Genomic DNA, 18,195 nt, shown 5'->3' on the forward strand with positions numbered 1-18,195 from the left:
GTTCGCTGCCTCCCAGCACGAAAGGGCTTTCGCCCGTCACCGGCAGATGTGAAGACCCCGGTAAACGCTTGGCACATATGCCCCGGCTCGACCCCTCTATACACTCGGCGGTCGAGAAACAACCGGGATTGCATTACATGTTGGGACGCATCGCAGCGCGCTTCGCCGCTGGCATCGCCTTGGTCGCATTGGCAGGGTGTGGCAGTAAAGACGAGGCCGCTCGCCGGCAGGCAGACGCCGTACCGGTCACCACCCAGGTGGTGCAGACCTCGGCATGGAGCGACACCCTGCAGGCACTGGGTACGGCCAAGGCGCGCGAGTCGGTGACGATCACCGCCAAGGTCAGCGAAATCATCGAGACGGTCCACTTCGAGAGTGGCCAGCAGGTCAGCGCCGGCACGCCCCTGGTGACCCTGCGCGGCCAGGCCCAGGAAGCGGCCCTGCTGCAGGCCCAGGCGACGTTCCTGGAAGCGGACCAGCTGTACAAGCGCCAGCGCGAACTCGCCGCCCAGCAGCTGGTGGCCAGCTCCACCCTGGATACGCAGCGCGCCATCCGCGATGCCGCCGATGCACGCGTGCGTGAAATGCAGTCGGATATCGGTGATCGCCGCGTGCGCGCGCCGTTCGCCGGCGTGCTCGGCATCCGCCAGGTCAGTGCCGGTTCGCTGGTCACCCCGAGCACGGCCATCACCACGCTGGACGACATCGAGCGCATGCACGTGGACTTCCAGGTGCCCGAAGCCGAGCTGGCCTCGCTGAGCACCGGCGACAAGGTCAACGCGACCAGCGTGGCCTATCCGGGCCGCAACTTCGAAGGCCAGGTCGCCACCATCGATACCCGGGTCGATCCGGGCACCCGCGCGGTCACCGTGCGCGCCGATTTCATCAACGCCGATCACGCCCTGCGCCCGGGCATGCTGCTGGATGTACGGATGTTCCGCCCCGAGCGCCAGGCACTGGTGATCCCCGAAATCGCGGTGGTCCAGGTCGGGCGCGATTCCTATGTGTTCCGGGTCGCCAAGGACGACATCGTGGAGCGGGTGGACATCACCGCCGGCGCGCGTCGCAGTGGCGTGGTCGAAATCCGCGACGGCCTCACCGCCGGTGACCGCATCGTAGTGGATGGCACCGGCAAGCTGCGCCCGGGCCTGAAGATCCAGGCCGAGGAGGCTGCACCGCTCAGGCCGGCCGCGCCGACGACGGCCGAACCGGACGCCGCCGGATGAAACTCTCCGACGTCTCCATCCAGCGGCCGGTCTTCGCCGTGGTGATGAGCCTGCTGCTGGTCGTGCTGGGCTTCATGTCGTTCACCCGCCTGACCCTGCGTGAGCTGCCTGCCATCGATCCGCCGATCGTGTCGGTCTCGGTGGATTACACCGGTGCCTCCGCGGCGGTTATCGAGAGCCGCATCACCCAGGTGCTGGAAGATGCCCTGGCCGGCATCGAAGGCATCGACACCATCAACGCGCGCAGCTCCAACGGGCGCTCGCAGGTCAGCATCGAGTTCACCTCCAACCGCGATATCGAAGCGGCCGCCAACGACGTGCGCGATGCGGTCAGCCGCGTCGCCGACCGCATGCCCGAGGAAGCGCGGCCGCCGGAAATCGCCAAGGTCGAGAGCGACGCCGATCCCATCATCTGGCTCAACATGAGCTCGACCTCGATGGACACGCTGGAGCTGAGCGACTACGCCGACCGCTACATCGTCGACCGTTTCTCCAGCCTGGATGGCGTGGCGCAGGTACGCATCGGCGGCCGCCAGCGCTATGCGATGCGGATCTGGCTGGACCGCGACCAGCTCGCCGCACGTGGCCTGACCGTGGGCGACGTGGAAAGCGCGCTGCGCAACGAGAACGTCGAACTGCCGGCCGGCCGGATCGAATCCGCCGACCGCGATTTCACCCTGCGCGTGGAGCGCAACTACGTCAAACCCGAGGACTTCGCCGGGATCCCGCTGGGCAAGGGCGCCGACGGCTACGTGGTGCGCATGGGCGATGTGGCCAAGATCGAACTGGCCTCGTCCGAACGCCGCGCCTACTACCGCAGCAACGGCGAGCCGAACATCGGCCTGGGCATCGTCAAGACCTCCACCGCCAACGCGCTGGATGTCGCCCGCGAAGCGCGCGCCGAAGCCGAGCGGATCAGCAGCACGCTGCCGGAAGGCACGCGCATCTTCGTCGCCTTCGACAACACCACCTTCATCGAAGCCGCCGTCGATCGCGTCTACGCCACGCTGGTGGAGGCGATGCTGCTGGTGCTGGCGGTGATCTGGCTGTTCCTGGGCAGCTTCCGCGCGGCCCTGATTCCCGCGGTGACGGTGCCGGTGTGTCTGATCGCCGCCTTCATCGCGCTGTACGCGTTCGGCTTCTCGATCAACCTGCTGACCCTGCTCGCGCTGGTGTTGTGTATCGGCCTGGTGGTGGATGACGCCATCGTCGTGGTCGAGAACGTGCAGCGCCGCATCGATCTGGGCGAGCCGCCGCTGGTCGCCTCCAAGCGCGGCACCACGCAGGTGGCGTTCGCGGTGATCGCCACCACGGCGGTGCTGGTCGCGGTGTTCCTGCCGGTCGGCTTCCTGGAAGGCAATACCGGTCGGCTGTTCCGCGAGCTGGCCGTGGCATTGGCCGCGGCGGTGGCGCTGTCGGCGTTCGTGTCGCTGACGCTGACCCCGATGATGGCCTCCAAGCTGCTCAAGCCGCATACCGGCCAGGCACCGAAGGGCCTGCACGGGGTGATCAACCGCAATCTGGATCGCCTTTCGGCGGCCTACGGGCGCTTTCTGGAAGCGCACGTGACCCGCACCTGGATCTACATCGTGGTGATGATCCTGTCGCTGCTGGCCAGCGCGCTGCTGCTCAAGGTGCTGCCCTCCGAACTGGCCCCGGCCGAAGACCGCGGCTCGTTCCAGATCATGATCGATGGCCCGGAAGGCGCTGGTTTCGACTACACCGTCGGCCAGGTCCAGCAGGTCGAGAAGATCGTGTCGGGCTTCGTCGGTGAAGACCAGCCGATCGTGCGCGCCAACCCGCGCGTGCCCGGAGGCTTCGGTGCCAGCGAGGAAATGCACACCGGTCGCATCAGCGTGTTCCTGCAGCCGTGGCGCCAGCGCGACGTCTCCACCCCGGATGTGGCATCCGAGCTGCAGACCCACCTCAATGATCTGCGCGGCGTGCGCGTGCGCACCCAGGTCGGTGGCGGCCTGGTCCGCAGCCAGGGCCAGCCGTTCCAGATCGTGCTCGGTGGCCCGGAGTACGAAGAGATCGCACAGTGGCGTGACCGCATGCTGCTGCGCATGGCCGACAACCCCGGCCTGGTCGGCGCGGACTCGGACTACAAGGAAACCCGCCCGCAGATGCGCGTGAACATCGACCGCCAGCGGGCGGCCGATCTGGGCGTGTCGGTCACCGCGATCGGCAGCGCGCTGGAAACCATGATGGGCTCGCGCCGCGTCACCACCTTCGTCGACAACGGCGAGGAGTACGACGTGCTGGTCCAGGCCGGCCGCGAAGGGCGCGCCTCGCCGGCCGATCTGGCCGCAATCCGGGTGCGCGCCAGTGGTGGCGAGCTGGTGCCGCTGTCCAACCTGGTCACGCTCAGCGAAGTGGCCGAAGCCGGCAGCCTCAACCGCTTCAACCGCCTGCGCTCGATCACCATCAACGCCGGCCTGGCCCCGGGCTATCCGCTGGGTGAGGCGATCGCCTGGGCCCAGCAGGTGGCCAGCGAGGAGCTGCCGCAGCACGCGCAGGTCAGCTGGAAGGGCGAATCGCGCGAGTACCAGAACGCCGGCAGCGCCGTGCTGCTGACCTTCGCGATGGCCCTGCTGGTGGTGTTCCTGGTGCTGGCCGCGCAGTTCGAGAGCTTCATCCATCCGCTGGTGATCATGCTCACCGTGCCGCTGGGCGTGCTCGGGGCGCTGCTGGGGCTGTATGTCAGCGGCGGCACGATCAACCTGTTCAGCCAGATCGGCATCGTGATGCTGGTCGGCCTAGCGGCCAAGAACGGCATCCTGATCGTGGAGTTCGCCAACCAGCTGCGCGACGAGGGCCGCAACGTGCACCAGGCCATCGTCGAATCGGCGATGGTGCGCCTGCGCCCGATCCTGATGACCTCCATCGCCACCGTGGTCGGTGCGATCCCGCTGGTGGTGGCCGGTGGCCCGGGCTCGGCCAGCCGCGGCACGATCGGCGTGGTGGTGATCTTCGGCGTGACCGTGTCCACCTTCCTGTCGCTGTTCGTGGTGCCGGCGTTCTACTCGCTGCTGGCGCCGTATACGCGTTCGCCGGAAGCGGTGGCGCGCGAACTGGCCCGCCAGGAAGCCGAAACCCCCTCCGTGGGCGGCCATGCCTGACCGGAATGGGCGGCATTGTCGCCCATTCATCGAAATTGCCACTACGCAGCCCGGCGCGGATCGTGGAGAATCGACCGGGTCCCAGCCGACGGGGACGTTCCTTTTGTTTCCGCCGACTGGAGAGAGCGCGTGGAAGAAGTAGTCAGTTTCATCAACGGGATCATCTGGAGCAAAGCTCTGATCTTCCTGTGTCTTGCCGCAGGCCTGTACTTCAGCGCCCGCACCCGTTTCATGCAGATCCGCGGTTTCGTGGAGATGTGCCGGCTGACCGTGCAGGGTGAGAAATCCGATGCGGGCGTGTCCTCGTTCCAGGCGCTGGCCATGTCCATGGCCGGGCGCATGGGCATCGGCAACATCGCCGGCGTGGCCACCGCGATCGCCTTTGGCGGCCCGGGTGCGATCTTCTGGATGTGGGTGATGGGCTTCCTCGGTGCCTCCACGTCGTACGTGGAATGCACCCTGGCGCAGATCTACAAGACCAAGGATGCCGAAGGCCGTTACCGCGGTGGCCCGGCGTATTACATCGAAAAGGCCATGGGCCTGAAGTGGTACGCGCTGGCCTTTGCCGTGGCGACCATCATCGCCGCCGGCTTCCTGATGCCGGGCGTGCAGGCCAATGCGATCGCCGACAGCATCATCAATGCCTGCCGCGGCGGCAGCCTGTGCGGGCCGCTGGATGGCCAGTTCATGGGCCTGGAATCGGTGCAGGCGCTCAAGCTGGGCATCGGCATCGTGGTCGCGCTGCTGCTGTCGGTGGTGATCTTCGGCGGCGTCAAGCGCATCGCCAACTTCGCCGAGGTGGTGGTGCCCTTCATGGCGGCGGCCTTCATCCTGATGGCGATCGTCATCATGATCATCAACTACGACCGCGTGCCGGACATGTTCCGCACGGTGTTCAGCAGCGCCTTCGGCGCGCATGCGGCCTTCGGCGCGATGATGGGCCTGGCGGTGGAGTGGGGCGTCAAGCGCGGCATCTACGCCAACGAGGCCGGCCAGGGTACCGGCCCGCACGCGGCGGCCGCCTCGGAGGTCTCGCATCCGGCCAAGCAGGGTTACGTGCAGGCCTTCGCGATCTACTTCGACACCATGATGGTGTGCACCGCCACCGCCTTCCTGATCCTGGCCGCGGGCACCTACAACGTGTATTCGCCGGTGCCGGGCGGCGCGCCCGTATTCGCCGGTCTGGCTGGTGTGGCTGAAGGCGCGGGCTATGCGCAGGCCGCGGTGGAAACCGTCATTCCGGGCTTCGGCGCGGCCTTCGTGGCGATCGCGATCTTCTTCTTCGCCTTCACCACGATCATGGCCTATTACTACATGGCCGAAACCAACCTGACCTACGTCAACAACAACGCCAAGCGTCCGCTGACCGTGCTGCTGCTGCGCCTGGGCATCATCGGCATGGTGATCTTCGGTGCGTTCCACAATGCCGGCATGGCGTGGGCGCTGGGCGACATCGGCGTGGGCCTGATGGCCTGGTTGAACATCATCGCGATCCTGATCGTGCAGAAGCCGGCGATGCTGGCCCTGCGCGACTATGAGCGTCAAAAGAAGCTCGGCCTGGATCCGACCTTCGACCCCGATGCCCTGGGCATCAAGAACGCCGATTTCTGGCGTACCCGCAAGCTGGAGCTGTCCCGTAGTGAATGATCCCTGGAAGAATGCGCGCCGTCCGTCCTCGCGGCCGCCGCGCGCCACGCCGCTGCCGCCCCGCGAAGGTGGCACGCCGCCGCCGCCCGGCCGTGGCAACGACGAGCTGCGCCTGTACGGCTGGAATGCCGTGCAGGCCCTGTTCGAGCATCGCCCGCAGGCGCTGCGCAAGCTGTACCTGACCGAGGCGCTGATCCCGCGCATGCAGCCGGTGCTGAAGTGGTGTGTCGCCAACCGCGTCGGTTACCGCGTGGTGGAAGATGGCGATCTGAACAAGCTTGCCGCGACCACGCATCACGAAGGCCTGGTGGCCGACGTGCTGCGCGCGCCGATGCTGGAGCTGGAGGAGTGGCTGGCCACGCTTCCCGCCGACGCGCCGGTGCTGGCGCTGTGGCTGGATGGCGTGGGCAACCCGCACAACTTCGGCGCGATCCTGCGCTCGGCCGCGCATTTCGGTGTGGCCGGGCTGCTGCTGCCGCCGGGCGCGACGTTGGCGTTGTCCGGTGCAGCGGCGCGCGTGGCCGAAGGGGGCGCCGAATCGGTACCGCTGGTGCGGCTGCCGGCACTGCCCGAAGCGATGGAACAGCTGCGTGCCGCCGGCTTGAGCCTGGCCGCCACGCTGGTGGAGGGCGGCGATGATCTGTTTGCCAGCACGCTGCCGGCGCGCCTGGTCTACGTGATGGGCGCCGAAGGCGAAGGCATGGATCGCGAGCTGGCGCAGGCGTGCGACCACCAGGTGTCCATCCCGGGTACGGGTGCGGTGGAAAGCCTCAACGTCGCTTCGGCGACGGCAGTGTTGCTGGCGCAGTGGTTCGGACGCAGTCGCGTCTGACCCGTATGTGCGTTTTCGGGGAGAGCGCGGCGTCATTCGCGCCACCCACGGTGTGATCGGTTTCACCGAAATCGTCGTGACTACATCGCTTTCGGATTAATCGCATAGTGCACGCAGTGAAAACTGCGCACAGTGCCGGGTGGACGCTGTGCTGCGTGGGTGAGGAGAGACACCCCCGCAGCGCGGCGATCCGCTTGTCCGGACCGCGAAGGTCTAGCGGCGCTCACCGCGTGGGGTGTGACGTTATCCCGGTAGCCCGGTCGCAATGCGACCGGGCTTTTTTTTTGTACCGACCCACGGTCGGTACCTACCATTTGCCCACGGTCGGTACCTGCCATCTGCCAACGTCAGGTACCTGCCTGTTGGGATTACTCGCTCGGCGGCGTGGTCGGCTTGGCTTCGCTGCCGAAGCTGCCCTCGGCCTCGGCGGCGAGATAGGCGAACACGGTATACGCCGCTACGTTCTGCGCCAGGGCGGCGGGGTCGATCTTGTCGAGCGTGTCGTCCGCGGTGTGGTGCAGGTGGAAATAGTCGCTGCCATCCTGTGCCAGCCACGCCCACGCACCGCCCTTGGCTGCCAGTGGACCCACGTCCGGGCCCGGGCCGCCCTTGTCGGCGGCGTACTCGATGCCAAGCGGCTTGAGCACCTCGGCGATCTGGCGGGTGGCCTCGCGCGAGTTGGCCGGGTTCGGTGAGCCGGTGTTGAAGGCGTAGATGCGGCCCGCGCCGAAATCGCTCTCGGCCGCGAGCTGGTGCAGCACCACATCCTTGGCGTGCGCTTCGGCGTACGCCTTGCCGCCGTACAGGCCCTGCTCCTCGTTGGCGAAGGCGATCACGCGGATGGTGCGCTTCGGCGCCTGCTTGAGCTGGCCGATCAGATGGCCGGCGGCCATGGTGATGCCCACGCCGGCGCCGTCATCGACCGCGCCGGTGCCCAGATCCCAGGAATCGAGATGGCCGCCGATCACCACCACTTCCTTGGGCAGGCTGCGCCCGGTGATCTCGCCGATCACGTTGTACGAGGTCGCCTTGCCGTCCCAGCCGCAATCCAGGCTCAGCTTGAGCGTGGTGCTGCCCAGCGCGACCAGGCGCGCCAGCTGGTTGGCGTCCGGCACCGACAGCGCGGCGGCCGGCACGGGGATCAGGCCGTCATCGAAGCGGGTGATGCCGGTGTGCGGCACGCGATGCGAATCGGTACCAGCCGAGCGCATCACGAAGCCGATCGCACCCTTGCGGATCGCCTCGGACGGGCCCTTGCTGCGCACCGCGCCGCCGTTGCCGTAGTCGCGGCCATCGCGGTAGGCGGTCATCTGGTAATCGACGAAGGCGATCTTGCCCTTCAGCGAACCTTCCGGCGCGGCCTGCAGCGCGGCCAGATCGGCGAAACGCACCACCTCGGCCTCGACCGTGCCGCCCGGGCTGCCGCCGAGGGCGGTGATGGCCAGCGGCTGGGCATGCTTGCCGAGGACTTCGGCGTGCTCACTGCGGCGCTCCCACTTGGGGAAGGTGACCGGCTCGGTCCAGACCTTGTCGAAGCCGAGCGATGTGAACTTGGCGACCGCCCAGGCCACCGCGCGCGCGTCGGCCTCGCTGCCGGCGATGCGCGGGCCGATTTCGGTGGTCAGCGACTCGACCACCTTCCAGCCGGTGTCATCCTTTAGGGCCTGCTCACGCAGCTCGGCGGCGGTGGCCAGCGACTTCGGCGGCAGCGTGGTGATACCGGTCGCCGCGAACGCGGGCGCGGCCAGCAGGGCGAGGGAAGATGCGATGGCAAGGACGCGGCGACGCATGGACGAACTCCGGAAACGGGGCGGAAGCGTCCGAGCTTACCAGCCTGTCCGGCGCGCACATGGGCGGTAGGTCATGCTCCGGCGGATGCTGTTTTCCAAAAGCGAAAACCCCGCCGGAGCGGGGCTTTCAGGTAGTGCCGGCCGCTGGCCGGCTCTGCGCGATGCAGGATATCCGTGGAGCCGGCCAGCGGCCGGCACTACCGTTTCCGTGCTGCCGGCCAGCGGCCGGCACTACCGGTGTCGCTGCCTCAGTGCTTCAGGTTGTCGCGGATTTCGCGCAGCAGCAGCACTTCTTCGCTCGGCGCCGCCGGGGCGGCCGGCTCGGCCTGCTTCTTGCGGGCCAGGCGGTTGATGAACTTCACGACCATGAAGATCGCGAAGGCCACGATCACGAACTGCACCACGGTGTTGAGGAAGTCGCCGTAGCCGATCACCACCGCCGGAATCTCCTTGCCATCTGCGGCGATCCGGGCCGGGGCCAGGGTCCAGGCCAGCTCGGAGAAGTCCACGCGGCCGATCATCCAGCCCAGTGGCGGCATGATGATCTTGTCCACCAGCGCGGTGACGATCTTGCCGAACGCCGCACCGATGACCACACCGACCGCCAGGTCGATGACGTTGCCACGCATGGCGAATTCTTTGAACTCAGTCAGTACACCCATCGGGCTCTCCTGTCGTAGTGGGGAATCAAATGACGCCGCAGCGTAACGCAGGCATTGTCATCCGGCGATGACGCCGTGGCGCTCGGCCACGTTTTCCAGGCGCGCGCTGAAACGGTCGCCCGGCTTCAACGCGGCCACGCCCGACGGGGTGCCCATGAACACCAGATCGCCGGCGCGCAACGCCCACAGCTTGGACAGCTCGTGCAGGATTTCCGGCACGTTCCAGATCATCTGGTCCAGCAGCGACTGTTGGCGCACTTCGCCATTGATCTCCAGCGACAGGTTCAGCGCGGCCAGGTCACCGACTTCACCGGCCGGCACCAGCTCGCTGACCGGGGCGGACTGATCGAAGCCCTTGGCCGGATCCCATGGGTGGCCCTTGGCCTTGGCCTGCGCCTGCAGGTCGCGGCGGGTCAGGTCCAGGCCGACGCCATAACCGAACACCAGCGCTTCGGCCTGGTCGACCGGCAGCTCGCCGGCGGGCGCGTCCTTGCCGATCGCCACCACCAGCTCCACCTCGTGGTGCAGGTCCTGGGTGGCGAGCGGGTAGGGGATCACATCGTCATGGCCGACCACGATCGCATCGGCCGGCTTGCTGAAGAACATCGGGCGGCCGCGATCATCGGCAGACGGCACCGCTGCACCCATTTCGCGCGCGTGATCGGCGAAGTTGCGGCCGACACAGTAGATGCGACGCACGGGAAACGTACCGCCACCGGCGACCGGAATGCGGGGCTGCTCGGGCGTGGGGATTACATCGGTCATGCGTGCGTCCTGTGGAGAGGTTTCGCCGCAGTCTAGAGCGTTTTTCCGGTCCCACAAACAGAAACGGCCGCGCAGGGCGCGGCCGTCATCAGGAGGGGAGCGCGTCGATCAACGCGACATCGGCAAGGCCTGCTTGCGGACCACGCGGTATTCACCGTCCACGACCTGCGACGGAGCGGTGCGCGCACTCTTGCGCTGGGCGAGCAGCTTCCATGCCAGGCCGGCGATGATCATCGCCGCGCCCACGAACACACCGACGAACACCAGCGCGGCCAGGATCGCCAGGCCCAACAGACCGACCGCGACGCGCACCAGCGGATGGCGCGGCTTGCGCGGCGCGAACAGGGTGCGGAATTGGTTGAACTGGAAGAAGCGGCTGTACATGGCACTCTTTTTGGCTGAGGTCAGCAGTGGACGAGTATCCGTGCTGGCTTTTGCCATTGAGTGAAAAAGTCGTTAAACGTACCGCGCGTTCATTGCAAATCAATGACTTGTATTCATCCGGGAGCCAGTGACATGAGCGCGTGAGACACTGTGCCTCCACTGCCCGTTACCTGGATGCCATGTCCGTTCCCGAGACCACCACCACCGCCATCATCGCCCTGGACGCCTTGGCGGACGGAGGATTTGCCGAAACCGACGTGCGTATCGACGGCGACAGCGAATCGGTGGTGCTGTACCGCGAGGGTGACCAGGTGCGCGCCTGGCTGAACATCTGCCCGCACGCGGGCCGTCGGTTGGACTGGGCGCCGGGGCAGTTCCTGAAAAGCAGGGAAGGGCACCTGGTCTGCGCGGCGCATGGCGCCTCGTTCTCGCTGGACACCGGCGACTGCGTGGCCGGCCCGTGCCGCGGCGATCGACTGCGCACGGTCCCCGTGCAGGTACGCGACGGCCAGGTCTGGCTGGGGTGACAACGAACGGCAGGTCGCCAACCCACGGATAGGTAGCGACCGTTGGTCGCTACGCCCACGATGTCGGTCGCACCCGACCGGTAGTGCCGGCCGCTGGCCGGCACACCCTAGAACATCAGGTTGATCATCAGCACCACCACCGCCGTATAGATCAACGACAGCGGGGCGCCGACGCGCCACAGCTCGCGCGGGGTGTAGTTGGCCGGGCCGGTGATCATCGAAATCACCGGGTTCGAGGCGGTCATCAGGTTGTTCGACGCCGACAACGCCACGATCAGCGCGAATGCGGTCGGGCTGCCACCCGCCGCCAGCGCCAGGTTCACCGCGATCGGCACCATCACGATCGTCGCGCCCACATGGCTGATCACCAGAGAGAACATCGTGGTCAGCAAGGCCAATGCGATCTCCAGCACCCACACCGGGATGCCGGTCGGCAGGCGGTCGATGGTATGGCCGGCGATCCACGCCGCCGCGCCACTGCTGTCCATCGCCCAGCCGAGCGGAATCAGCCCGGCCATCATGAACACGGTTTTCCAGTTGATCGAGGCGTAGGCCTCGTCCATGCGCAGCACGCCGGTCAGCAGCATGCCGGCCACGCCGGTCATCAGGGTCAGCGCCACCGGCAGCTTGGAGGTCAGCGCGATCAGGATGGTGATGGCGAAGATGCTCATCGCGATCTTGAACTTGTGCGGCCGCTGCTCACCCTTCGGGTAATCGGTGACCACCACGAAGTCGCGGCTCTTGGCCGCCTGCGCCAGGTCGGTCCAGATGCTGTGGAAGACCAGCATGTCGCCCGCGCGCAGCGCTACGTTGCGCACGTCTTCGCGGATCACCTGCTTGTCGCGGTTGATCGCCAGCAGGCTGATGCCGCGCTGCTTGCGCAGGCGCAGGTCCGAGGCGCTCTTGCCGATCACGTCGGAGGTCGGCGGCACCACCGCTTCGGAAATACCGGCGCGGCTCGGGTTGAACAGATCGCCCAGGTGCTTCAGGCGCGAGGACATCCGCAGGAACTGGTTCTGCGCGAAATCGCTGACCTGCTGGCGCGCGCCCATCACGCCGAGGACGCTGCCAACCCAGATTCGCATTTCGGCCGGCGGTGCCAGGCGGGTGTCGTTGCCGGTCTTGAGCGCCAGCAGCAGCGGCGCGTCATGCACGTTCTCGGCCTCGCCCAGGGTCATGCCGACCAGCGGGCTTTCGGCGGTGACCACCAGCTCGAACACGTCGCCTTCGATGCCGTAGGTCTTGGCGAAGTAGCTTTCGGTGCGCGATGGGGTGACGCCGTCGTTGGCCAGCGTCTCTTCCTCGACCAGCTTGCGATCACCGAAGTAGCGGAAATACAGCAGCGAGGCGATCAGCAGGGCCACGCCGATCGGCAGCGGCGCGAACATGCGAAGTGGCTCGATGGTGGCCAGGCCCGAGGGCAGGTTGTTGTTGGCCGAGGCCAGTAGATCGTTGAGCAGGATCAGCGGCGAGTTGCCGACCATGGTCAGCGCGCCGCCCATCACGATGGCCGCGGCGATCGGCAGCAGCAGGCGCTGCAGGGTCAGCCCGGTACGCGCGGCCAGGCGCGAAGCGACCGGCAGGTACAGCGCCATCACCGAGGGGTTCTGCATGAACGAGGAGTTCAACCCGGCGATCGCGGTGGTCATCATCAGCAGGCGCGTTTCCACGCCGTGCCCGCGCCGCAGCAGCCATGCCGCCAACCGGTTCAGTGCCCCGGTACGGTCCAGGCCCGCGCCGAGGATGGTGGTGGCGATGATGCTCATCACCGCGTTACCGGAGAAGCCGCCGAAGATCTCCTCCGGCGCGATCAGCCCGGTGACGCCGAGTACCACCAGCACCACCAGCGCCACCACGTCGGCGCGGATGCGCTCGAACAGGAACATCGCCATCGTGAAGCCGACCAGCCCGAGGACGAGCTTCATGTCGGTAGTCAGCGTCAGCGCGGTATCCATGGGGTGGCGCGGTTCCTTGAGGGATCAGGTGCGGTCGTACAACAGGTCCCACACGCCATGGCCGAGTTTCTGGCCACGGGTTTCGAAATGGGTCTGCGGGCGCCATTCCGGGCGCTCGACCTGGCCGCGGGGACCGGCGCGGTTGGTCAGCCCGGCGGTGGCGTCGAGCACCTCCCACATCTGCTCGGCATAGTCTTCCCAATCCGTGGCGCAGTGCAGGCGGCCACCCACGCGCAGCTTGCGCACCAGCAGCGCGGCAAAGCCGGGCTGGATCAGGCGACGCTTGTTATGGCGTTTCTTGTGCCACGGGTCCGGGAAATAGATGCGTACTTCATCCAGTGCGCCATCGGCGATTTCCTTCTCCAGCACCTCCACGGCATCGTGGTGGTACAGGCGCACGTGGTCGGCGTCGTCGTCGGCCAGGGCGTTGAGCAGGCGGCCCACGCCGGGGGCGTGCACTTCCAGGCCGATGTAATCGCGGCTGGGATCCTGCTGCGCGGCGAAGCGCAGCGCCGCACCGTTGCCGAAGCCGATTTCCAGCACCTTGTGCGCATCGCGCCCGAAGGTGGCATCGAGATCGCGCGGCTCACCGGTGAAGTCCAGCCCGAAGCGCGGCCAGCGGTCATCGAACGCACGCTGCTGGGCCGGGGTGAAACGGCCCTGGCGCAGCACGAAACTGCGGACCTCGCGGCGGCCTTCGGTGATGGTGAAGGGCTTGGGCGGTGCCTTGGCACCGGCGCTGTCGAAAGGATTGGTCATCAGCCGATCAACCCGTCGATCGGCGAGGAGGCACTGGCGTAGCGCTTGCGTGGAATGCGCCCGGCCAGGAAGGCTTCGCGACCCGCTTCGACGGCCTTGCGCATCGCGCTGGCCATCAACACGGGGTTGCGCGCGCCGGCGATGGCGGTGTTCATCAGCACGCCATCGCAGCCCAGCTCCATCGCGATCGCCGCATCGGAGGCGGTGCCCACGCCGGCATCGACGATGATCGGCACCTTGGCGTCTTCAATGATCTGCAGCAGGTTGTACTTGTTCTGGATGCCCAGGCCCGAGCCGATCGGCGCAGCCAGCGGCATCACCGCGGCGCAGCCGATCTCTTCCAGGCGCTTGGCCAGGATCGGATCATCGGAGGTGTAGACCATCACCTCGAAGCCGTCCTTGACCAGCTGCTCGGCCGCCTTGAGGGTCTGCACCACGTCCGGATACAGGCTCTTCTGATCGCCGAGCACTTCCAGCTTGGTCAGGTTGTGGCCGTCCAGCAGCTCGCGGGCCAGCCGGCAGGTGCGCACGGCGTCTTCGGCGGTGTAGCAGCCGGCGGTGTTGGGCAGGATGGTGTAACGGTCCGGCGGCAGCACGTCGAGCAGGTTCGGCTCGCCCGGGTTCTGCCCGATGTTCGTGCGGCGGATCGCCACGGTGACGATCCGGGCGCCGGCGGCCTCGGTGGCCAGGCGGGTTTCTTCCAGATCCTTGAACTTGCCGGTGCCGGTGAGCAGGCGGGAAGCATAGGTCTTGCCGGCGATCACCAGCGAATCAGTGGGGGCAGGTGCATTCATGGCCCGAATTATCGCCTATCACGCGTCACGATGCTGCCTCAACCACCGCCCAGTGCATGCACGATCTCGACCACGTCGCCTTCGCGCAGGCCGTGGCTGGCGTGCTGGCTGCGGGTGACGATCTCGCCGTTGACCTCGACCGCCACCCGGCGCTCGAGCAATTGCTCGCTGTGCAGCAGGTCATGGACGGTGGCGGTGTGCGGAAGCTGGCGGTTCTCGCCGTTGAGCTGGATGTTCATGACGGTATTGTCCCCCAATCACACCACAGTGCGTACCCTGTGCGCCCCGCGGCAGAGGTGCCGCGAGCGCCAGGCCAACGATGGCCGGGCGGCGGGGCTGGGGCGTTCATGCCGCAGCGCAGCGTGATGCCGGCGGGGTGCAGTGGAACCATGCACCGTGCGCCGGCGTACGTCCGCCGTCCTCCCCACCTTCAAGGAGTTTTCATGTTGCTCACCAAACGCCCGATCCGCTCCCTCATGGCCGTGGCCATCGCCGTGGCGGCGATGCCGGCCATGGCGCAGTCGCCGTACACCAAGACCGTCTTCATCGGCGACAGCCTGTCCGATGCGGGCTACTTCCGTCCGCTGCTGCCGGCCTCGGTACAGCCGGTGACCGGCCAGTTCACCACCAACCCGGGCTGGGTCTGGGCCGAGCACGTGGCGCATTACTACGGCACCAACGGTGCTGCACACGGCAACGGCCAGAACGGTGACAACTACGCCATCGGCGGCGCCCGTGTCGGCGTGGACACCAGCCAGATCCTCGCCCCGGGCGCGCCGGCAGTGCCGGTGTACTCGCTCAAGACCCAGACCGCGCAGTACCTGGCAGCCAACGGCGGCAAGGCCGACGCGAACGCCCTGTACACCGTGTGGGGCGGTGCCAATGACCTGTTCGCCATCCAGGCCGGCGCACCGCTGGTCGCGACCCTGACCAACGCGGTCCGCGACCAGGTCGGCATCGTCGGCACCCTGAAGGCGGCCGGCGCCGAATACATCGTGGTGCCGACCATTCCGGACGTCGGCCTGACCCCGGGCGCCCGCGCCGGTGGCCCGGCCGGCATGGCCGCCGGTACCGCGCTGGCCAAGGCCTACAACGACGCCCTGTTCGGTGGCCTGAAGGCCGCCGGCCTGCAGGTGATCCCGGTCGACACTTTCCACATCCTGCAGGAAATCGTCGCCAACCCGGGCGAGTATGGTTTCGTCAACGTCACCAGCCCGGCCTGCACCACGGCCTCGTCGCTGACCTGCAACCCGACCAGCTACGCCACCCCGGACGCCGCCAACAGCTACGTGTTCGCCGATGGCGTGCACCCGACCACCGCCACCCACCAGATGCTGGGCGAGTACACGCTGTCGATCCTGGAAGCCCCGCGCAACCAGCAGATCCTGACCCACTCCGCGCAGACCATCGGCCGCTCGCGCGCCGACCAGGTGAGCTGGCACGTCGACGGCCGTCCGGCCGACGGCCTGAGCTGGTGGGGCAACCTGCGCGGCGACATGCAGCGCTATGCCCACGCCGATCTGTACGACGGCATGGCCCCGGCCGGCCTGTTCGGTGTGGATTGGGCGCGTGACGGCATGGTGGTCGGCGGCTTCGCCGGCTACGGTCGCATGGACGCCGATTTCGGCCACAACAAGGGCGACTTCACCCAGTCCGACACCACGCTGGGCCTGTTCGCCGGCTGGTATGGCGACCGCGCCTGGGTCAATGGCCAGCTCAGCTACAGCTGGCTGGACTACGACGTGACCCGCAAGCTGCAGCTCGGCCCGGCCACGCGCATCCACAAGGGCTCGCCGGAAGGCAGCAACCTGACCGCCGCGTTGAACGCCGGGTATGAGTTCGGCACCGAGGGCGGCTTCCGCCACGGTCCGGTCGCCGCCGTGATCTGGCAGAAGGTGAAGCTGGACGGCTACACCGAGTCCAACCCGAGCGCCTCGGCGCTGGGCTATGCCGACCAGGACACGGACTCGACCGTCGGCCGCGTCGGCTGGCAGGCCCGCTTCGACGGCGGCAACGTCAAGCCGTACGTCCAGGTGACCTATGACCACGAGTTCGAGGACGGCAAGCAGGCCAGCGCCTGGCTGCAGTCCATGCCGGACGTGGGTATGTACAAGGTGCCGGGCCTCGAGTTCGACAAGAACTACGCCACCGCCGTGCTGGGTGCGCGCCTGAACCTGTGGGGCCTGAGCAGCAACATCGGCATGAGCACCACCTCGATGCAGAAGCGCGCCCGTGACGTGTCGCTGTTCGCCAGCTTCGGCGGCAGCTTCTGATCCACCGTGCGCAGCGCCCGTCCGCGGGCGCCGCGCACGCATGCTGAAAGCGTGAAACAACGGGCGGCCCAGTGCCGCCCGTTGCGTTTGAGGGCCCCGCCCGAATAGACTTACGCCGCGCCTTGCGGGTGTAGCTCAATGGTAGAGCTGTAGCTTCCCAAGCTACTGACGAGGGTTCGATTCCCTTCACCCGCTCCATGTCTCCCAAGGCTTTTGTTCGGAAAGCCCGCGCCGTACCTCCTGCTCCCCTCTGCAAAGCCCAGCCCACCGAACTACTTGTCGGTCGCGCGGGTGGCCTGCGTGTTTCGCCAGTAGGCGATGCCTCCGCAAGGCATCTTTCCCGTCAGTCTCCAATCCTGCTTCGCATTCGACCTTTCATGGTGACGCGTTGCAACGGCTTATCCCTACCCAATTTGGCGGACATGCCCTGTACTCAGGCGCGTGCAGGCAGGGCATCGTGTCTTATCGAAAGTTGAGACTCCTGCGCAGTCTATCGGTATCGAAGAGGGGCAATGAGAAAAAGTATTGGGTTCCTGTCGTTAGTGCTGGGAATTCTGGTCGTGGTGGCAGCTATCTGGCATGTCTTCTTTGCAGGCAATGCGTCGCTGCATATCAATGGCGCTGATGGTGCCCCGCGCGTACTGACACTACCGGCTGTCGACTCGGCTGAGAGCGCTGCCGCCAGTCGCCGAGCTTCATCGCGCACGCCGGGCTTTGATGACGTCCCTGCTGGCAGGGCGATTGATGTCGTGGAGCGTCTGGGCGTCTCTGCGAAGCGTGGTGATGCAGATGCTGCCTTCAGAATTTACGCAAAACTTTCGCGCTGTTTTGATCATGCCTCTCATGAGGTGACAGAGCAGATCAGAGCAGCGTATCGGTCGGCGGGCGTTGGCGACGAAGAGCTCGACAGGGCTGGACGCCGCCTGCGTGACGATTGCCAAGGCGCTGGACAGCTTGTTGCATCGAGGGGTGAATGGCTGGAGCTGGCTGCAGGTCAAGGCGACCCCGAGGGCATGATGCTGTATGCCGCAGACCCTGCTGCAATCCTTGGCGATGGGCTTATTTCAGAGATGGACCCTGAGCGGGTTGCAGACTATGTGGAGCGCAGCGTGGGCTTCATGGAGGGTCTCGTTGATCAGGGGGATCCCGGTGCAATGCTCGCGCTGTCGATCATGTATGGCGCCAGTGAACTGATGCCTCACGACCGGGTGAGATCTGCTGCGTATCGATTGGCGGCGGAGCGCGTCGCTCCCCTTGAAGTGCCCTCGAAGCCAATCGACCTGGCCATGACTGGACTGACCGTGTCGCAGCAGGAAGAAGCGCATGCAATTGCTCAGGAGATAGGGTCGAGGTGCTGTGGGCACTGATTCGTTGAAGTGGATCATTGACCAGGGCGACGCTCTTCTTGGCGAGGGCAGCCCTTTGCTCAAGCGCCCGCATGCACTCGATGTGTCCGGTG

Annotated in this window: 15 protein-coding genes and 1 tRNA gene; 8 read left to right on the forward strand and 8 right to left on the reverse strand. The window is 66.8% G+C overall.

From position 1 onward, the window contains the following. The first annotated feature begins 137 nt into the window (after positions 1 to 137). The 4 genes from HH110_RS03640 (at position 138) to HH110_RS03655 (ending at position 6,827) form a co-directional block, all read left to right on the forward strand. A complete protein-coding gene (locus HH110_RS03640; RefSeq protein WP_176988362.1) occupies positions 138 to 1,226 on the forward strand; it encodes an efflux RND transporter periplasmic adaptor subunit in 1,089 nt (362 codons plus the stop codon). Continuing rightward, positions 1,223 to 4,348: an efflux RND transporter permease subunit gene (locus HH110_RS03645; RefSeq protein ID WP_176988363.1), complete on the forward strand. Its 3,126-nt coding sequence runs from the start codon at positions 1,223 to 1,225 to the stop codon at positions 4,346 to 4,348. The genes HH110_RS03640 and HH110_RS03645 overlap by 4 nt, the downstream gene beginning before the upstream one ends. 129 nt (positions 4,349 to 4,477) lie before the next feature. Then, positions 4,478 to 5,995 (forward strand): alanine/glycine:cation symporter family protein, encoded by a 1,518-nt coding sequence (locus HH110_RS03650; RefSeq protein WP_176988364.1) that lies wholly within the window; start codon positions 4,478 to 4,480, stop codon positions 5,993 to 5,995. Next, complete coding sequence (locus HH110_RS03655; RefSeq protein ID WP_176988365.1) at positions 5,988 to 6,827, forward strand: TrmH family RNA methyltransferase; 840 nt, start codon at positions 5,988 to 5,990, stop codon at positions 6,825 to 6,827. The genes HH110_RS03650 and HH110_RS03655 overlap by 8 nt, the downstream gene beginning before the upstream one ends. A 368-nt stretch (positions 6,828 to 7,195) precedes the next feature. On the opposite strand, the gene HH110_RS03660 is transcribed toward HH110_RS03655, so the two are convergent. The 4 genes from HH110_RS03660 to HH110_RS03675 form a co-directional block, all read right to left on the reverse strand. Next, positions 7,196 to 8,617 carry a M20/M25/M40 family metallo-hydrolase gene (locus HH110_RS03660; RefSeq protein ID WP_176988366.1) on the reverse strand — a complete coding sequence of 474 codons (1,422 nt, stop codon included), beginning with the start codon at positions 8,615 to 8,617 and terminating at the stop codon, positions 7,196 to 7,198. Between the two features lie 248 nt (positions 8,618 to 8,865). Continuing rightward, positions 8,866 to 9,279, reverse strand: a complete 414-nt coding sequence (gene mscL / locus HH110_RS03665) for a large-conductance mechanosensitive channel protein MscL (protein WP_121039325.1) — start codon at positions 9,277 to 9,279, stop codon at positions 8,866 to 8,868. Positions 9,280 to 9,336: 57 nt separating this feature from the next. After that, the gene (locus HH110_RS03670; RefSeq protein WP_176988367.1) at positions 9,337 to 10,044 is read right to left on the reverse strand and encodes a fumarylacetoacetate hydrolase family protein; all 708 of its coding nucleotides are present in this window, start codon (positions 10,042 to 10,044) and stop codon (positions 9,337 to 9,339) included. 108 nt (positions 10,045 to 10,152) lie between these two features. Continuing rightward, positions 10,153 to 10,428 carry a hypothetical protein gene (locus tag HH110_RS03675; RefSeq protein ID WP_176988368.1) on the reverse strand — a complete coding sequence of 92 codons (276 nt, stop codon included), beginning with the start codon at positions 10,426 to 10,428 and terminating at the stop codon, positions 10,153 to 10,155. A 179-nt stretch (positions 10,429 to 10,607) separates the two neighbouring features. Between HH110_RS03675 and HH110_RS03680 the strand changes: the two genes are divergently transcribed. Then, complete coding sequence (locus HH110_RS03680) at positions 10,608 to 10,955, forward strand: Rieske (2Fe-2S) protein (protein WP_176988369.1); 348 nt, start codon at positions 10,608 to 10,610, stop codon at positions 10,953 to 10,955. A gap of 107 nt (positions 10,956 to 11,062) precedes the next feature. Here the strand turns inward: HH110_RS03680 and HH110_RS03685 are convergent, their stop codons facing one another. From HH110_RS03685 to thiS, 4 genes are read right to left on the reverse strand one after another with little or no spacing between them, the layout of a single operon-like run. Beyond that, entirely contained in the window at positions 11,063 to 12,910 is a 1,848-nt protein-coding gene (locus HH110_RS03685; RefSeq protein WP_121039313.1) for an SLC13 family permease, read from the reverse strand. Between the two features lie 24 nt (positions 12,911 to 12,934). Next, complete coding sequence (gene trmB / locus HH110_RS03690; protein WP_176988370.1) at positions 12,935 to 13,669, reverse strand: tRNA (guanosine(46)-N7)-methyltransferase TrmB; 735 nt, start codon at positions 13,667 to 13,669, stop codon at positions 12,935 to 12,937. Further along, the gene (locus HH110_RS03695; protein WP_070471215.1) at positions 13,669 to 14,463 is read right to left on the reverse strand and encodes a thiazole synthase; all 795 of its coding nucleotides are present in this window, start codon (positions 14,461 to 14,463) and stop codon (positions 13,669 to 13,671) included. Before HH110_RS03695 ends, trmB begins: the two co-directional genes overlap by 1 nt. Before the next feature lie 38 nt (positions 14,464 to 14,501). Continuing rightward, positions 14,502 to 14,702, reverse strand: coding sequence for a sulfur carrier protein ThiS (gene thiS, locus HH110_RS03700; RefSeq protein WP_176988371.1), 201 nt, complete (start codon positions 14,700 to 14,702; stop codon positions 14,502 to 14,504). 204 nt (positions 14,703 to 14,906) lie between these two features. On the opposite strand from thiS, the gene HH110_RS03705 reads away from it, so the two are divergent. From HH110_RS03705 to HH110_RS03715, 3 genes are all read left to right on the forward strand, one after another. Continuing rightward, positions 14,907 to 16,736: an autotransporter outer membrane beta-barrel domain-containing protein gene (locus HH110_RS03705; RefSeq protein WP_176988372.1), complete on the forward strand. Its 1,830-nt coding sequence runs from the start codon at positions 14,907 to 14,909 to the stop codon at positions 16,734 to 16,736. Between the two features lie 124 nt (positions 16,737 to 16,860). Beyond that, a tRNA-Gly gene (locus HH110_RS03710) sits at positions 16,861 to 16,934 on the forward strand. A 314-nt stretch (positions 16,935 to 17,248) separates the two neighbouring features. Beyond that, positions 17,249 to 18,103: a hypothetical protein gene (locus HH110_RS03715; protein ID WP_176988373.1), complete on the forward strand. Its 855-nt coding sequence runs from the start codon at positions 17,249 to 17,251 to the stop codon at positions 18,101 to 18,103. Positions 18,104 to 18,195: the final 92 nt, after the last annotated feature.

The organism is Stenotrophomonas sp. SAM-B, from assembly GCF_013387485.1.
GTDB lineage: Bacteria > Pseudomonadota > Gammaproteobacteria > Xanthomonadales > Xanthomonadaceae > Stenotrophomonas > Stenotrophomonas maltophilia_AA.

Bases quoted from the DNA above. Each gene is read 5' to 3' on its own strand.
- HH110_RS03640 (WP_176988362.1), top strand. From the start codon at position 138: ATGTTGGGACGCATCGCAGCGCGCTTCGCCGCTGGCATCGCCTTGGTC.
- HH110_RS03645 (WP_176988363.1), top strand. From the start codon at position 1,223: ATGAAACTCTCCGACGTCTCCATCCAGCGGCCGGTCTTCGCCGTGGTG.
- HH110_RS03660 (WP_176988366.1), bottom strand. From the start codon at position 8,617: ATGCGTCGCCGCGTCCTTGCCATCGCATCTTCCCTCGCCCTGCTGGCC.
- mscL (WP_121039325.1), bottom strand. From the start codon at position 9,279: ATGGGTGTACTGACTGAGTTCAAAGAATTCGCCATGCGTGGCAACGTC.
- HH110_RS03670 (WP_176988367.1), bottom strand. From the start codon at position 10,044: ATGACCGATGTAATCCCCACGCCCGAGCAGCCCCGCATTCCGGTCGCC.
- HH110_RS03675 (WP_176988368.1), bottom strand. From the start codon at position 10,428: ATGTACAGCCGCTTCTTCCAGTTCAACCAATTCCGCACCCTGTTCGCG.
- HH110_RS03680 (WP_176988369.1), top strand. From the start codon at position 10,608: ATGTCCGTTCCCGAGACCACCACCACCGCCATCATCGCCCTGGACGCC.
- HH110_RS03685 (WP_121039313.1), bottom strand. From the start codon at position 12,910: ATGGATACCGCGCTGACGCTGACTACCGACATGAAGCTCGTCCTCGGG.
- trmB (WP_176988370.1), bottom strand. From the start codon at position 13,669: ATGACCAATCCTTTCGACAGCGCCGGTGCCAAGGCACCGCCCAAGCCC.
- HH110_RS03695 (WP_070471215.1), bottom strand. From the start codon at position 14,463: ATGAATGCACCTGCCCCCACTGATTCGCTGGTGATCGCCGGCAAGACC.
- thiS (WP_176988371.1), bottom strand. From the start codon at position 14,702: ATGAACATCCAGCTCAACGGCGAGAACCGCCAGCTTCCGCACACCGCC.
- HH110_RS03705 (WP_176988372.1), top strand. From the start codon at position 14,907: ATGTTGCTCACCAAACGCCCGATCCGCTCCCTCATGGCCGTGGCCATC.
- HH110_RS03715 (WP_176988373.1), top strand. From the start codon at position 17,249: ATGAGAAAAAGTATTGGGTTCCTGTCGTTAGTGCTGGGAATTCTGGTC.